The sequence below is a fragment of the Reella acinonychis genome (genome assembly GCF_052384575.1).
Classification (GTDB): domain Bacteria; phylum Pseudomonadota; class Gammaproteobacteria; order Enterobacterales; family Pasteurellaceae; genus JBQSUQ01.
The window spans coordinates 48,819-63,741 of sequence record NZ_JBQSUQ010000005.1 but is presented as its reverse complement, the minus strand read 5'-3'; the positions used below and the strand labels follow the sequence as shown (position 1 = coordinate 63,741).

15 protein-coding genes are annotated in these 14,923 nt (G+C 38.2%); 10 read left to right on the top strand and 5 right to left on the bottom strand.

What is annotated here, in order from left to right; translation table 11 throughout:
• The first annotated feature begins 51 nt into the window (after positions 1-51).
• The 6 genes from topA (at position 52) to pntB (ending at position 8,483) form a co-directional block, all read left to right on the top strand.
• Positions 52-2,658 (top strand): type I DNA topoisomerase, encoded by a 2,607-nt coding sequence (gene topA / locus ACT2CV_RS03455; RefSeq protein WP_464972420.1) that lies wholly within the window; start codon positions 52-54, stop codon positions 2,656-2,658.
• 44 nt (positions 2,659-2,702) lie between these two features.
• Positions 2,703-3,143 (top strand): terminus macrodomain insulation protein YfbV, encoded by a 441-nt coding sequence (gene yfbV, locus ACT2CV_RS03450; protein ID WP_464974005.1) that lies wholly within the window; start codon positions 2,703-2,705, stop codon positions 3,141-3,143.
• 86 nt (positions 3,144-3,229) lie between these two features.
• A complete protein-coding gene (locus ACT2CV_RS03445) occupies positions 3,230-3,733 on the top strand; it encodes a CvpA family protein (protein WP_464972421.1) in 504 nt (167 codons plus the stop codon).
• 12 nt (positions 3,734-3,745) lie between these two features.
• Positions 3,746-5,257, top strand: coding sequence for an amidophosphoribosyltransferase (purF, locus tag ACT2CV_RS03440; RefSeq protein ID WP_464972422.1), 1,512 nt, complete (start codon positions 3,746-3,748; stop codon positions 5,255-5,257).
• Positions 5,258-5,487: 230 nt separating this feature from the next.
• Complete coding sequence (gene pntA, locus ACT2CV_RS03435) at positions 5,488-7,020, top strand: Re/Si-specific NAD(P)(+) transhydrogenase subunit alpha (RefSeq protein WP_464972423.1); 1,533 nt, start codon at positions 5,488-5,490, stop codon at positions 7,018-7,020.
• An 11-nt stretch (positions 7,021-7,031) separates the two neighbouring features.
• The gene (pntB, locus tag ACT2CV_RS03430) at positions 7,032-8,483 is read left to right on the top strand and encodes a Re/Si-specific NAD(P)(+) transhydrogenase subunit beta (protein WP_464972424.1); all 1,452 of its coding nucleotides are present in this window, start codon (positions 7,032-7,034) and stop codon (positions 8,481-8,483) included.
• A 47-nt stretch (positions 8,484-8,530) separates the two neighbouring features.
• On the opposite strand, the gene can is transcribed toward pntB, so the two are convergent.
• The 5 genes from can to ACT2CV_RS03405 form a co-directional block, all read right to left on the bottom strand.
• Positions 8,531-9,220 (bottom strand): carbonate dehydratase, encoded by a 690-nt coding sequence (gene can / locus ACT2CV_RS03425; protein ID WP_464972425.1) that lies wholly within the window; start codon positions 9,218-9,220, stop codon positions 8,531-8,533.
• Between the two features lie 21 nt (positions 9,221-9,241).
• Positions 9,242-10,081 carry an NADPH-dependent 7-cyano-7-deazaguanine reductase QueF gene (gene queF, locus ACT2CV_RS03420; protein ID WP_464972426.1) on the bottom strand — a complete coding sequence of 280 codons (840 nt, stop codon included), beginning with the start codon at positions 10,079-10,081 and terminating at the stop codon, positions 9,242-9,244.
• Positions 10,081-10,404, bottom strand: coding sequence for an HI1450 family dsDNA-mimic protein (locus ACT2CV_RS03415; protein ID WP_464972427.1), 324 nt, complete (start codon positions 10,402-10,404; stop codon positions 10,081-10,083). Before ACT2CV_RS03415 ends, queF begins: the two co-directional genes overlap by 1 nt.
• Before the next feature lie 62 nt (positions 10,405-10,466).
• A complete protein-coding gene (uspE, locus tag ACT2CV_RS03410; protein WP_464974006.1) occupies positions 10,467-11,393 on the bottom strand; it encodes a universal stress protein UspE in 927 nt (308 codons plus the stop codon).
• Between the two features lie 133 nt (positions 11,394-11,526).
• Positions 11,527-12,300: an FNR family transcription factor gene (locus tag ACT2CV_RS03405; protein WP_464972428.1), complete on the bottom strand. Its 774-nt coding sequence runs from the start codon at positions 12,298-12,300 to the stop codon at positions 11,527-11,529.
• A gap of 105 nt (positions 12,301-12,405) precedes the next feature.
• Between ACT2CV_RS03405 and ACT2CV_RS03400 the strand changes: the two genes are divergently transcribed.
• The 4 genes from ACT2CV_RS03400 to ACT2CV_RS03385 all read left to right on the top strand — a co-directional run bounded on the left by ACT2CV_RS03400 (position 12,406) and on the right by ACT2CV_RS03385 (position 14,917).
• Positions 12,406-12,540 carry a hypothetical protein gene (locus ACT2CV_RS03400; RefSeq protein WP_464974037.1) on the top strand — a complete coding sequence of 45 codons (135 nt, stop codon included), beginning with the start codon at positions 12,406-12,408 and terminating at the stop codon, positions 12,538-12,540.
• 189 nt (positions 12,541-12,729) lie between these two features.
• The gene (rplY, locus tag ACT2CV_RS03395) at positions 12,730-13,017 is read left to right on the top strand and encodes a 50S ribosomal protein L25 (protein ID WP_464972429.1); all 288 of its coding nucleotides are present in this window, start codon (positions 12,730-12,732) and stop codon (positions 13,015-13,017) included.
• Between the two features lie 167 nt (positions 13,018-13,184).
• Positions 13,185-14,045, top strand: a complete 861-nt coding sequence (locus ACT2CV_RS03390; RefSeq protein ID WP_464972430.1) for a phosphoribosylaminoimidazolesuccinocarboxamide synthase — start codon at positions 13,185-13,187, stop codon at positions 14,043-14,045.
• Positions 14,046-14,116: 71 nt separating this feature from the next.
• Entirely contained in the window at positions 14,117-14,917 is an 801-nt protein-coding gene (locus ACT2CV_RS03385) for a Rossmann-fold NAD(P)-binding domain-containing protein (protein WP_464972431.1), read from the top strand.
• The last annotated feature ends 6 nt before the right edge of the window (positions 14,918-14,923 follow it).

Sequence of the window (14,923 nt, the reverse complement as noted above, 5' to 3'; positions counted from 1 at the left end):
AATAGAATTTTTAAAATTTTACACAAATTAAGTGAATTAGGTAATAAATATATGAGTAAATCTTTAGTTATCGTGGAATCACCAGCTAAAGCGAAAACCATTAATAAATACTTAGGTAATGAGTATGTGGTGAAGTCGAGTGTTGGGCATATTCGTGATTTACCCACTGCAGGAAGTAGTACTGGTGAGAAAGCGAAACCTGTTTCAACTAAAGGATTAAGTGCAGAACAAAAAGCGAGCATTAAAGCAGAGAAGGAACAACAATCCCTTGTAAAACGTATGGGCGTGGATCCTTATCATGATTGGAAAGCCAATTATCAAATTTTGCCTGGTAAGGAAAAAGTGGTTGCTGAATTGAAAGCATTAGCTAAAAAAGCGGATCATATTTATCTGGCAACCGATTTGGATAGAGAAGGAGAAGCGATTGCTTGGCATTTACGCGAAGTTATTGGTGGCGATGATGAGCGTTTTAGTCGTGTTGTATTTAATGAAATCACTAAAAATGCCATTAAACAAGCATTTGAGCACCCTGAACAACTAAATATGGATCGCGTGAATGCGCAACAAACCCGTCGTTTTTTAGATCGCGTTGTTGGTTTTATGGTGTCGCCATTGCTATGGAAAAAAGTGGCTCGTGGTTTATCTGCAGGACGTGTTCAATCCGTTGCTGTGAAATTATTAGTCGAACGTGAGCGCGAAATTAAAGCATTTCAGCCAGAAGAATATTGGCATGTTGTAGTTGATAGCTTAACAGCGAAAAAAGATCCAATTCGTTTGGATGTAGTGGCTTATCAAAATAAAAAATTTGAACCTAAAAATCAGCAACAAGCTCAAAGTGCGGTGGATTTTTTAACAAAATCTGAGTTCGTAGTATCAGACTTAGAGACTAAACCGACAAATTCAAAACCGCGTCCGCCATTTATTACCTCGACATTACAGCAGGCGGCGAGCACAAGATTAAACTTTAGTGTGAAGAAAACCATGATGTTAGCGCAACGTTTATACGAGGCGGGCTACATTACTTATATGCGTACAGACTCAACAAATTTAAGTCAAGATGCGTTGAATATGGTGCGTGGTTATATTGATAGTAATTATGGTAAAGATTATTTGCCAGTTAAACCAAACTTCTATTCCAGCAAAGAAAATGCGCAAGAAGCCCATGAAGCAATTCGTCCTTCAGATGTCAATATTTCTGCCGCCCAATTAACGGGTATGGAAAAAGATGCAGAGCGTTTATACGATCTGATTTGGCGTCAGTTTGTGGCTTGCCAAATGCCAGCGGCACAATATGATAGTACGACATTAACTGTTAGTGCGGGCGATTATGAGTTAAAAGCAAAAGGGCGTATTTTACGTTTTGATGGTTGGACCAAAGTATTGCCACAAATGAGTAAGTCGCCAGAGGATCAAGAATTACCGGCGGTAACATTAAAAGAATTACTCAGTTTACAACAAGTGTTACCAAGTCAACACTTCACTAAGCCACCAGCACGTTTTACTGAGGCGGCGTTAGTAAAAGAATTGGAAAAACGCGGTATTGGTCGTCCATCAACTTATGCTGCAATTATTTCAACCATTCAAGAACGCGGCTATGTACGTACAGAAAATCGTCGTTTTTATGCAGAAAAAATGGGCGAAATTGTAACAGATCGTTTAAATCAATCCTTTGCTGATTTGATGAACTATGATTTTACTGCCAACATGGAAGATACCTTGGATAAAATTGCTAATGGTAGTAAAAATTGGAAAATAGAATTAAACCAATTCTTTAAAGATTTTTCTCATCAATTAAGTCAAGCGGAATTAGACGAACTTGAAGGTGGAATGAAACCCAATAGTTTGGTACCAACAGAAATCACTTGTCCAACTTGTGGACGTAATATGGCAATTCGTACTGCAAGTACCGGCGTTTTCTTAGGTTGTACAGGCTATGCTTTACCACCGAAAGAACGTTGTAAAACCACAATGAATTTAATTCCAGAAGCTGAATTGCTCAATGTACTGGATAGCGAAAGTGAAACTAAGGCTCTCATGGCACGTAAACGTTGTCCGAAATGCGAATCTGCCATGGATAGCTACGTAATTGATCCTGAAAGAAAAATTCATATTTGTGGTAATAACCCAAATTGCGATGGCTACCTTATTGAGCAAGGCACATTTAAAATTAAGGGCTATGATGGGCCAATTGTTGAATGTGATAAATGTGGCGCAGATATGCACTTGAAATTAGGTCGTTTTGGTAAATACATGGCTTGCACAAGCTGTGATAATACGCGCAAGATCTTGAAAAATGGCGAAGTAGCGCCACCAAAAGAAGAACCAACACATTTCCCTGAATTGAAATGCGAAAAATCTGATGCTTATTTTGTGTTGCGAGATGGTGCAAGTGGGGTGTTTATGTCAGCACATAATTTCCCTAAATCAAGAGAGACGCGCGCACCAAAAGTGGCAGAATTAGCATTATATCGAGATCGTTTACCAGAAAAATTACGCTATTTAGCTGATGCGCCGGCTAAAGATCCTGAAGGAAATGAAGCTATTGTGCGCTTTAGTCGTAAAGAAAAACGTCAATATGTGACTTCCGAAAAAAATGGTAAACAAACCAAATGGATTGTCGATTTTATTGATGGACAATGGAAAGTACGTAGCAAATAATATTAATTAAGCCATTCTCAAGAATGGCTTATCTTTTTTTAGCAATGAGTTTATTGACTATTTTTAACCAAGGGCAAACTTATCTAAAAACTTGGCCAATGCACCCTAAATTAGGGGCAATATTTCCTGAAAATCGGGTAATTAAAGCCACAACGTTTGCACAAAAAATGATGCCATTTATTGCAGTGTTTGCGATTGTTTGGCAACAAATGTTAGCACCACATCATTTCGTGGCATTAACTGCTGCGATTTTGACCGCACTTTTTGCGCTTTGCCTCCCTTTGCAGGGATTATATTGGTTGGGAAAACGGGCAACCCAAGCTTTATCGCCACAAAGTGCGGTGAAATATCAGCAACTTTTTTCGCAATTATGCAAAGAAAATGTTGCGGTTATGCCTGTTGAAAAGCCCACTTATCAAGATTTAGCGTTATTGCTGCAAAAAGCGGAGCAGCATTTGTCTACTGATTTTTGGAATGAACTTTAATGAAATTTATTCTACGCAAACGTTTTCTTTTTTAGATGATTTGGGTAGAATAGTGCGGTTAAAAAATTCGATATTTTGAAGTGATTATGTCTGTTATTGATTATGTTATTATTGGCATTATTGCCTTTTCTGTGATTGTGAGTTTATTGCGCGGTTTTGTGCGCGAAGTCATGTCCCTTACTTGCTGGGTAGTGGCGTTTGTTGTTGCAAGCAAATTTTATCCTTACCTTGCCAATTTCTTAACTCAAATCCAATCAGAATATGTACGCAATGGCGTTGCCATTGGTATTTTATTTATTTTAACGCTCATTGTGGGGGGCGTAGTCAATTATGTGATCTCACAATTAGTGGATAAAACAGGTTTATCAGGCACAGATCGTATTTTAGGTGCCTGTTTTGGTTTCTTACGTGGCGTATTAATCGTTGCCGCGTTATTGTTTTTTGTGGATACCTTTACTAATTTTGAACAAAGCGATGTGTGGAAATCGTCTCAATTAATACCGCACTTTGGCTTTGTTGTAGAATGGTTTTTCCAACAATTACAAGCCAGTTCTAGTTTCTTAAATTCAACGTTAAATCCAACTCAATAAAAGGTCGTTTCCATGTGTGGTATTGTCGGTATCATTAGCCAAAGCCCAGTTAACCAATCTATTTATGATGCATTAACGGTGTTACAACACCGCGGTCAAGATGCAGCAGGTATTGTTACAATCGATGACGAAAATTGTTTCCGCTTACGTAAAGCCAATGGTTTGGTAAGTGACGTTTTCCAGCAAGTTCATATGAACAGATTACAAGGTAATGCAGGTATTGGGCATGTTCGTTACCCAACTGCTGGTTGTTCTAGCGTGTCAGAAGCACAACCATTCTATGTGAATTCACCTTATGGTTTGAGCTTAGTCCATAATGGGAATTTAACCAATTCACAAGAATTAAAGGACAAACTTTACAAATTAGCACGTCGTCATGTGAACACCACCTCTGACTCGGAATCTCTATTAAATATTTTGGCATATCATATTGATCAAATTGATAAAGAACAGTTAACGCCAAATGATATTTTCGCGGCGATTCGTGCGACTAACCAAGATATTAAAGGCGCTTATGCTTGTATTGCGATGATTATTGGCCATGGCCTAGTGGCATTTCGTGATCCAAATGGTATTCGCCCATTAGTGCTAGGTCAGCGTGAAGAAAATGGCAAAATGGAATATATGTTTGCTTCAGAAACCGTTGCATTGGATACCGCGGGCTTTGAATTTGTTCGCGATATTGAACCTGGTGAAGCAGTTTATGTCACCTTTGATCATCAAATTTATTCTGAAATTTGTGCGGATAATCCAAAATTGTGTCCTTGTATTTTTGAATACGTCTATTTTGCACGTCCTGATAGTACCATTGATGGTGTATCAGTCTATGCAGCTCGTGTGCATATGGGCGAACGCTTAGGGCAGAAAATTGCGCGTGAATGGAAGGATATTGATATTGACGTGGTTATTCCAGTGCCAGAAACCTCAAATGATATTGCATTACGCATTGCTCATGTGTTGAATAAGCCTTATCGCCAAGGTTTCGTGAAAAACCGTTATGTTGGTCGCACCTTCATTATGCCAGGGCAAAAACAACGTATTAGTGCGGTTCGTCGTAAATTAAATACCATTGCTTCTGAATTCAAAGGCAAAAATGTGTTATTAGTAGATGACTCGATTGTGCGTGGCACAACGTCTGAACAAATTGTGGATATGGCAAGAGCGGCTGGCGCTAATAAAATTTATTTTGCTTCAGCTGCACCAGAAATTCGTTACCCGAATGTGTATGGTATTGATATGCCAACCAAGCACGAACTCATTGCTTATAATCGTAATGTAGAAGAAGTAGCGAAATTGATTGGTGTTGATGGCTTAATTTTCCAAGATTTAGAAGCGTTACAGATTTCTGTTCAGCAGGAAAATCCAAAAATTCGTGAGTTTGATACCTCTGTTTTCACCGGACATTATGTGACAGGTGATGTGACTCCGGAATACTTGGATAATATTGCAGCTAAACGTAATGATGGCGCGAAAACAAAGCGAGAAAAAGACGCGACCAATCTTGAAATTCACAATGAAAGATAATTCATAAAATTCCTCCTTTTTCCACCGCACTTTAGATAAAGTGCGGTTCTTTTTTATATTGTTTTATTTATTTTCTAATTTAAGTCAAATTTACTTCTTTTTCCTGTAAAAATTGTTTTCAATTTCTTGGCATTTAAGATACATTTAGAAAGCTTTGACTTTTTGTCATATTCGGGCTTGAGGAGGATTTTCCTCAGGGAAATAAAATCAACCAATTTGAAGGAAACATTATGTTAATTGGTGTACCTAGAGAACTGCTTGATAATGAAACTCGTGTTGCGGCAACGCCAAAGACGGTTCAACAAATTTTAAAATTAGGTTTTGAAGTTATCGTTGAGCATGATGCGGGCTTTAAGGCAAGTTTTGAAGATCAAGCATTTGTAGCTGCTGGGGCTAAAGTTGGCTCAGCACAAGAGGTTTGGAATGCTGATATTATTTTTAAAGTAAATGCGCCAACAGAACAAGAAATTGCACTCATTAAAGAGGGCGCCACCTTAGTAAGCTTTGTGTGGCCTGCGCAAAATCCAGAATTAATGCAAAAATTATCAGCTAAGAAAATTAATGTGTTAGCCATGGATGCGGTACCTCGAATTTCTCGTGCACAAGCATTAGATGCGCTTTCTTCAATGGCAAATATTTCGGGTTATCGTGCGGTTATTGAAGCCGCAAACGCATTTGGTAGTTTCTTCACTGGACAAATTACGGCAGCAGGTAAAGTGCCTCCTGCGAAAGTGTTAGTGATTGGTGCGGGTGTTGCAGGTCTTGCCGCTATCGGTGCAGCTAACAGCTTAGGGGCGATTGTTCGTGCATTTGACTCACGTCCAGAAGTAAAAGAACAAGTAAAATCAATGGGTGCAGACTTCTTAGAAATTGATTTCGAAGAAGAAGGCGGTTCAGGCGATGGCTATGCAAAAGTGATGTCTGAAGAATTTAACCGTCGTGCAATGGCACTTTATGCGGAACAAGCGAAAGAAGTGGATATTATCATTACCACCGCTGCGATTCCGGGTAAACCAGCGCCTCGCCTTATTACTAAAGAAATGGTTGATTCAATGAAACCAGGTTCTGTGATTGTGGATTTAGCTGCATTAACAGGTGGTAACTGTGAATACACCAAACCAAATGAAATTTTCGTTACAGATAACCAAGTGAAAGTGATTGGTTATACTGATTTCCCTGCACGTTTACCTACTCAATCTTCCCAACTTTACGGCACAAACTTAGTGAATTTATTGAAACTATTAGCGCCAAATAAAGATGGTCAAATTGATATTAATTTTGACGATGTGGTATTACGTGGTGTAACAGTGGTTCGTGATGGTGAAGTCACATGGCCAGCACCGCCAATTCAGGTTTCTGCTCAACCGCAACAAAAAGCGGCAGCTGCACCTGTGGCGAAAAAAGAAGAAAAACCAGCAGATCCTCGCATTAAATTTGGTGTGATGGCAGTAATTGCGTTATTGTTCCTTGGTTTATCTTCAGTCACACCACCTGAGTTCCTTTCTCATTTCACCGTATTCGTTTTATCTTGCGTAGTCGGATACTATGTTGTATGGAACGTAAGCCATGCACTGCATACACCATTAATGGCGGTAACCAATGCTATTTCAGGTATTATTATCGTTGGTGCGGTATTGCAAATTGCGCAAGGCAGCTTCTTTGTCAGCATATTAGCATTTATTGCAATTTTAGTGGCAAGTATCAATATTTTTGGTGGTTTCAAAGTTACCCAACGTATGCTTGCTATGTTTAGAAAAGGTTAAGGAGAAAGTAAATGTCAGTAGGTCTTGTACAAGCCGCTTATATTGTGTCGGCATTACTGTTTATTATGAGCTTAGCCGGTCTTTCTAAACATGAAACCGCTAAAGCTGGTTGTTGGTATGGCATTATCGGTATGGCGATTGCGTTAGTTGCGACTATTTTCGGTCCTGCAACAAATGGTGAATTTTGGATCCTGATCGCAATGGCTGTAGGTGGTGTGCTAGGTATTCAACGTGCACTTAAAGTTGAAATGACTGAAATGCCTGAATTAGTGGCTATTTTACATAGCTTCGTTGGTTTAGCGGCTGTTTTAGTAGGTTTCAATAGCTTTGGTTTACATATCACGCCTGATTTTGTTGCGCCAGAAGGCACCGCATTTATTAGCGAAGAAGCATTAGAAAAAGCAAAAGCAGCTTTCGAAGCGAAACAAGAAGTATTAGCGAATATCCACAATGTTGAAGTGTTCTTAGGTATCTTTATCGGTGCGGTAACCTTCACAGGTTCTGTGGTTGCATTTGGTAAATTACGTGGCATTATCAATTCTAAAGCTTTAATGCTACCTCATCGCCATAAATTAAATTTAGCTGCGTTAGTGTTCTCTGCATTATTAATGGTGGCATTTTTAAACAATCCACATAATATCTTCCCTGTATTATTAATGACCGCAATTGCGCTTGCATTCGGTTGGCATTTAGTGGCATCTATCGGTGGTGCGGATATGCCAGTAGTCGTGTCAATGCTTAACTCTTACTCAGGTTGGGCAGCAGCGGCAGCCGGTTTCATGTTAAGCAACGATTTATTAATCGTAACAGGTGCATTAGTGGGTTCTTCAGGTGCGATTCTTTCTTACATCATGTGTAAAGCGATGAACCGCTCATTTATCAGCGTAATTGCTGGTGGCTTCGGTAACGACGTTCAAGTATCAAGCGATGAAGAACAAGGTGAACATCGTGAAACCACAGCTGAAGAAGTGGCAGAGATGTTGAAAAATGCAAGCTCTGTTATCATCACTCCGGGATATGGTATGGCTGTTGCACAGGCACAGTATCCAGTGGCTGAAATTACGCAAAAACTACGTGATCGTGGTATTAATGTGCGTTTTGGTATTCACCCAGTTGCAGGCCGATTACCTGGTCATATGAACGTATTATTAGCGGAAGCAAAAGTACCTTATGATGTGGTATTAGAAATGGATGAAATCAATGACGATTTCGCTGATACCGATGTGGTATTGGTTATTGGTGCGAACGATACGGTTAACCCTGCGGCAATGGAAGATCCAAATAGCCCAATCGCAGGTATGCCTGTATTAGAAGTATGGAAAGCAGCGAATGTTGTGGTATTTAAACGTTCAATGGCTGTTGGCTATGCGGGCGTACAAAACCCATTATTCTTTAAAGAAAATACTCAAATGTTGTTTGGTGATGCCAAAGAACGCGTTGATGACATTCTTAAAGCATTATAAAAACGAAGTAAAAAAATACCGCACTTTAAAGTGCGGTATTTTTTCGTTTACTTTTCTTCTAATGGTTTCTTTATAATATCATCTTCTTCACTTAGGGTAAGCAAATGTGCAATAGCATTGCGATATGAAATTTCAAGTGTTTCTCTGCTGGTTGCTAATACCCCTTGATCCACTAAAAAACCATCGTTGACATCATATACCCAGCCATGTAAAGAGAGTTTTGCACCACGCGCCCAAGCTGATTGTACAATAGAGGAGCGCCCAAGGTTATAAACTTGTTCTGCAACATTAATTCTGGTTAACATATCTGCGCGTTTTTCAGGACTTAAATTACCTAACAAATGGCTGTGTTTAAACCAAATATCACGAATATGTAATAGCCAGTTATTGATTAACCCAAGATCTTGTCTGCTCATTGCTGCTTTAATACCACCACAGTTAGTGTGACCACAAATGATAATATGTTCAATATTCAGCACATCGACAGCATATTGCACAACAGAAAGACAATTTAGGTCGGTATGAATAACTTGGTTTGCCACGTTACGATGAACAAATAATTCGCCCGGTTCTAAATTTGTCAGCTTTTCAGCAGGTACACGACTATCAGAACAACCAATCCACAAATAATGTGGCGTTTGATGTTCTGCTAACTCTTTGAAATAAAGCGAGTTTTCTTCTTTCATGCGCAATGCCCAACTGTGATTGTTGGCAAAAAGCTGTTCAATTCGTTTCATAGTACATCCTTTTATGTGTTTTTATTGTCTTGCCAAGCGCTGATTTTCAGGAACTGACTCAAAATTAGAGCGGAATGGATTAATATCTAACCCACCTCGTCTTGTATAACGCGCATAGACAGTTAATTTTTCTGGTTGTGCAAAACGCATTAAATCACAGAAAATGCGCTCTACACATTGTTCATGGAATTCATTGTGTTGACGGAAAGAAATGAAATAACGTAATAATTTCTCACGATCAATTTGTTTACCAACATAATGAATTTGCACTGTTCCCCAATCGGGTTGACTAGTAATCAAACAATTAGATTTTAATAAGTGGCTAACTAAATATTCTTCAACTTGTTGATCCTGTGTGCAACCTTGTAGTAAATCAGCGTTAAAATCATAGCTTGTTATTTCAATATCTTGATCATCAATGCAATCGCCAGCTAAGGTTGCAATGGCTTGGTTTTGATAAAAAGCTAAAGAATTTAACCGCACTTTGACATCACCTTTGGCACAATCGCTCAAATCTTGTTGCATGGTTTGTTCCACTTGCTGCCAAGAATCAAATTTTGTTTGGTTAAAGCTATTGAGATAAAGTTTAAAACTCTTTGATTCGATAAGATTTTCTGAGCGAAAATCAATTTCAACATCAGCAATGGCAACCTGTGGTACACCTTTGTTATTTAACCATGAAATTTCATAAGCTGTCCAAATATCTGCACCAATATGAAAAGGTTGGACCTCTGTGATAGCTAAGCTATCGCGGTTAAGTGCACGAGGAACAGGTTGTAATAAAGTGCGGTCATAAATTGATTGATATTCCGTTTTTTGACCGAGTTTTAATTCTTTTAAACTTTGATTATTTTCGTACATTATTGCTTCCAAATTACATGATATTCGCGATCTTCTTCACGATGAGAAATTAAGAATTTAGCAAAAATATCGTCCATTTCATCTTGTTCGTTGACCAGGCCAATCCAAACTTCAGCATAGGCTTCAGGATCAATTAATACGCCAATTTCTTGGTCCCAATCATCAGCAGTATCAACAAATTCGACTGCGCCACGTTCTTCAAATTGTAGGTTAAATAACAAAACATCAGCAGGATCGAGATTTTCTGCTGCCATTTCTAAGAAAATATCATAGGCGATATCAATTGCTTCATCAGGAGTTAGTTTGTTTGTTGTTTCATTCATTTGCTTTTCTCTATAAAAACAAAAAGTGCGGTGAAATTAACCGCACTTTTTTGTTCAATTCATTAGGATTTTTTCGACGGTTTAATGGCAAGTAAATTGCATTTTAATTTACTAATCACATGTTCTGCTGTATTGCCGAGCAGGGCGGCGGAGAGTCCTGTGCGCCCAACGGTGCCTAATACAACCAATTCGGCTTCCAATTCTTTCGCTACTTCAGGAATGATTTCTTCAGGGAAACCTTCTCGTACATGTGTATGATCTTCAGAAATACCGAAATGTTGACGTAGTGCTTTCATATTTAATAAATGTTGACCACGTAAACTATTAATGTACTCAGCAGTGTGGAATTCTGGTAAGTCAATGGCAATATTCATTGGTGTCGGCGGATACGCGCTGACTAAGTGAATATTACCACGTTCTAATTGATCCGCTAAGTCCATACTTAAGGAAACTAATTCTTTATTAAATTGCTCGTGATATTCTTCATCACCAGATACGTTGACCGCAACTAAAATGCGACGCTGGTGCTTCCAATCTCCATCACGAACCATTAATAATGGAGTCGGGCATTTGCGTAATAATTGCCAATCCATTGGAGTAATGAAAAGGGAAGTGAGGCTTTCTTCTTCTTTGGTGTATTTAACGACAAGATCGTAATTTTGATTTTCAATTTCTGCCGCAATCGCTTCGGCTTCGTTGCTGTTCCATACAACAACAGGTCGGAAATTGATCATCGGATCGGCATATTTATCCAAATAGGGCTGTAACTCTTTTTGGCGTTGTGTAATAACCGTTTGATGCATTTCCTGTCTTTCTTCAGAAGAAAGTAACGCTGACATTTCGTAAGAAAGATCATAGATGGGTAAAAATACGGTAATGTTAACAGGATTTTCGCTTTTTTGTTCTTTAACTAAGCGTACTGCACGTGCAAGTCCATATTGTTTTTCATTTTCAGGGTTGAGTACCACTAAAATATTATTGAATTTCATCATAACCTCCATTACGTTATAGTCACGACTCTAGTTCATCATAGAGTAGATTGAAATAAATAACAAGTTAGAGTATGTCAAAATGTGATATGCCTCAATAAAAAAAACAGGCTGAAATATCAGCCTGAATCTATTAATCAACAAATTGAATTTTAGTGCGGTTAATACCAGCGATTTCAGTTAATTGTGGCAAATCGTTGATCGTAATGTATTTCCCTTGCACCGATAGAATTCCCATTTTTTGAAAACGTCCTAATAAGCGGCTGATGGTTTCTACGGTTAAACCGAGGTAATTACCAATATCACCACGTGTCATGGTTAAACGGAATTCACGAGCAGAAAAACCGCGGTTAGAATAACGATTAGATAGATTGTAAATGAAAGCTGCCAAACGTTCTTCTGCATTCATTTTTGATAGTAACAAAATCATTTCTTGATCGCTCTTAATCTCACTACTCATTAAACGCATAATTTGTTGGCGTAATTTCGGCATTTTTCCTGAAAGATCATCTAAAATGTCAAAAGGAATTTCACACACCATGGCAGTTTCTAATGCCTGCGCAAAGCTTGGGTGGCGCATATTTGTGATAGCATCAAAACCCACCAAATCACCTGGTAAGTGGAAAGCGGTAATTTGTTCTTCGCCTGTTTCGCTAATGGTGTAGGTTTTTATGGTGCCAGAACGAATAGCATAAAGAGAGGTTAATTCATCTCCAGCTTTAAACATAACTTGTGATTTTTGAATCGGCTTTTTACGTTCAATAATATTATCAAGTTGGTCGAGTTCGTGTTTGTTTAAAGTAAATGGAATGCATAATTGACTAATACAGCAGTCTTGGCAGTGAATAGCACAACCACCTGACTGAATTCGGCGTCCGATGCGATGTTCTGAAGATAAAATACTCATTATGTTCCCAATATTTATAATAAAATGTGATAAAATTGATCTAACTCAATAAATGATAGCATTAAAATAGTAAATAAAGAAGTAATAAATAGTGAAAGAAAGCCTATGCCAGCTGAAAAATTAACAAAAAAACGCCTTATTCAACTCATTGTTATGCTTGGTATCTTATTATCTGCATTTTTTTATAAAACTTATCAGCATTATGAAGCAGAAAAAGAAACGATTGTAGAAAAACAATAGCTTAAAAGTGCGGTGTAAAATGGCGTAATTTTTGAATTTAACAGCTAAAAGAAGCACATAAAATTTGCTTTTTCATGAAATTTGATTATAATTACGCCCTCTCAAAGTTTATCTTTGAGCTAAACACTGGGGAATTGCTGGGTCGCCTGCAATTTCTGAATTTAACTTTTTATTTAAAGAGAACATAAAATGGCATTTAAATTTAACGCTGAAGTTCGTACAGCGCAAGGTAAGGGTGCGAGCCGCCGCCTGCGTCACAATGGTCAAATCCCTGCTATCGTTTACGGTGGTAGTGAAGAGCCAGTTTCAATCGTATTAAACCACGATGAATTAAACAACGCGCAAGCTCATGATAGCTTCTATTCAGAAGTGATCACATTGGTTATCAATGGTAAAGAAGTTGCTGTAAAAGTACAAGCAATGCAACGTCACCCATTCAAACCAAAATTAGTTCACATTGATTTCAAACGTGCGTAATTTGTTTTGAAAGATAAAAGCCCTTTGTTAATACAAAGGGCTTTTTTGTTGTTCCGTTTTTTCCTTAAAAAATTTTCTTAAGAAAAATGCAATCGTTTGCTTATCTTTAATGAAAAGTGCGGTATAATTTGCGGAAATTTTCATAACAATATGATAAGGGCAACATAATGAAGGAATTAAGTCTTAAAAAAATTTATTCAGGTAAAGTGCGTGATCTTTATGAAATTGATGATAAACGCATGTTAATGGTGGCAACAGACCGTTTATCTGCGTTTGATGTGATTTTGGATGATCCTATTCCACGTAAAGGGGAAATTCTCACGCAAATTTCTAATTTTTGGTTTAACAAATTAGCACATATTATGCCTAATCACTTTACTGGTGACACAGTTTATGATGTCTTACCAAAAGAAGAAGCAGATTTAGTAAAAGATCGCGCAGTTGTATGTAAACGATTAACGCCAATTAAAATTGAAAGTATTGTGCGTGGTTATTTAACGGGATCAGGTTTAAAAGATTATCAGCAAACAGGCACAATTTGTGGCTTAGAATTACCAAAAGGCTTAGTGGAAGCAAGTAAATTGCCGGAACCTATTTTTACCCCTTCAAGCAAAGAAGAAGTGGGCGATCATGATATTAATATCAGTTATGCGGAATGTGAGCGCCAAATTGGTGCTGAATTAGCAGCGCAAGTGAAAGAATCTGCGATTAAGTTATATAAAGAAGCTGCGGCTTATGCATTAACAAAAGGTATTATTATTTGTGATACTAAGTTTGAATTTGGTTTAGATGAAAACGGTGTATTAACGTTAATGGATGAAGTATTAACACCAGATTCAAGCCGTTTTTGGTCGATTGAGACTTATAAAGAAGGCACAAATCCACCATCTTTTGATAAACAATTCGTGCGTGATTGGTTAAACAATAGCGGATGGAATAAACAGCCTCCAGCACCAAAAGTGCCAGCAGATGTGATCGAAAAAACGGTTGCAAAATATCGAGAAGCGCTAGATTTATTAACTAAATAAACAAAAGTGCGGTGTGTTTTTCAAAACTTTTTGAAAAATCACCGCACTTTTTCATTGAATTAAGGAGTAGTATGCGATCTGTCGCTATTGTTGGTTTAGGTTGGTTTGGATTGCCTTTAGCGCGCGATTTACGCAATCTTGGTTGGGATGTGAAAGGCAGTAAACGCACCCATGACGGCGTTGATGAAATGCGTTTGTGGCGTTTGGAAACCTATCAACTGCAGTTAGATCCTGAAATTAATGCCGATCCCGATGATCTGGCAGCATTGCTTTCGGTGGATAGTTTAGTGATAAATATTCCACCTAGTGAGTATTTTTTTGATGCAGACAGTTACATCAAAGGCATTGAAAATTTAGTTCATGAAGCCTTGTTGTGCGGTGTACATCATATTATTTTCATTAGCTCCACGTCCGTATTTAATATGGAAGCAGGGGAGTTTGATGAAAAATCGCAGCCAAACACAGACTCAGCTTTATATAAAGTGGAACAAATGTTGTTTCAATTACAAGATATTGATGTGGATATTGTGCGCTTTGGTGGCTTAATAGGTGAAGATCGTCATCCCGTATATTCAATGGCAGATAAGGACGTGAGCTTAGGCAATATGCCGGTGAATCTTGTTCATTTAGAGGATTGCTCAAGAGCAATACAAAGTTTGCTTGAAACTCGTAGTGGTCATCGATTATATCATTTGGTTGCACCGAAACATCCAACGAGAGCGGAATATTACGAAGCAATGGCGCAGAAATTTGGCATAAAACCAGCGCGCTTTAAGTGCTCTGAGCAAGATCCAAAACGTATTATTTTAGCGAATAAAATTTGTCAGGAACTGGATTTTGTTTATCAATATCCAGATCCATTTTCCATGTAAGTGCGG